At 65.8% G+C, this 780-nt stretch carries 1 protein-coding gene; it reads right to left on the bottom strand.

Annotation, left to right across the window (positions count from 1 at the left end):
• Nucleotides 1-780 (bottom strand): 4-hydroxy-2-oxovalerate aldolase (dmpG, locus tag EBN03_RS33560; protein ID WP_122192189.1); only part of this gene is annotated, 780 nt, incomplete at both ends.

Here is a 780-nt window from a genome sequence, read left to right as displayed (position 1 = left end):
GCGTCGGCGATCTTGAAGAAGTCGATTCCGGTCTTGATGTTCAGCTTGTCGCAGACACCGACGAACGCCTCGACCGGCGTGTTACCCGCACCGGCACCGAAACGCCGTGCGCTGCCGTCGATCTGCTTCGCCCCGGCACGCACGGCGTACACGGAGTTCGCGACGGCCAGGTCGAGGTTCTCGTGGCCGTGGAAACCGACCTGCGCGTCGTCACCGAGCTCGGCGACCACCGCCGCGATCCGGTCCGAGACACCCTCGAGGACCAGCGCACCGGCGGAGTCGACGACATACACGCACTGGCAGCCGGCGTCGGCCATGATCCGGGCCTGCTTGGCCAGCGCTTCGGGGGGCTGGGTGTGCGACATCATCAGGAACCCGACAGTTTCCATGCCCAGATCCCGCGCGTAGCGGAAGTGCTGGATGGAGACGTCGGCCTCGGTGCAGTGGGTCGCGATCCGCACGATCGAGGCACCGTTGTCCTGGGAGATCTTGATGTCTTCCTTGACCCCGACACCGGGCAGCATGAGCACGGCGATCTTGGCCTGCTTCGCCGTCTGCGCGGCGATCGTGACCAGTTCCTGCTCAGGGGTTTTGGAGAATCCGTAGTTGAACGAGGACCCGCCCAGGCCGTCGCCGTGGGTCACCTCGATCACCGGCACACCCGCACCGTCGAGCGCGGTCACGATGTCACGCACCTCGGTCGCGGTGAACTGGTGACGCTTGTGGTGCGAACCGTCGCGCAGCGAGGTATCGGTGACGCGGATATCGAGATCAGCAGAG

It is taken from the genome of Nocardia stercoris, from assembly GCF_003696265.1.
In the GTDB taxonomy this organism is placed as follows: Bacteria; Actinomycetota; Actinomycetes; order Mycobacteriales; family Mycobacteriaceae; genus Nocardia; species Nocardia stercoris.
Note: the sequence above shows the minus strand (reverse complement) of the source record. Positions and strands in the feature narration are given on the sequence as shown.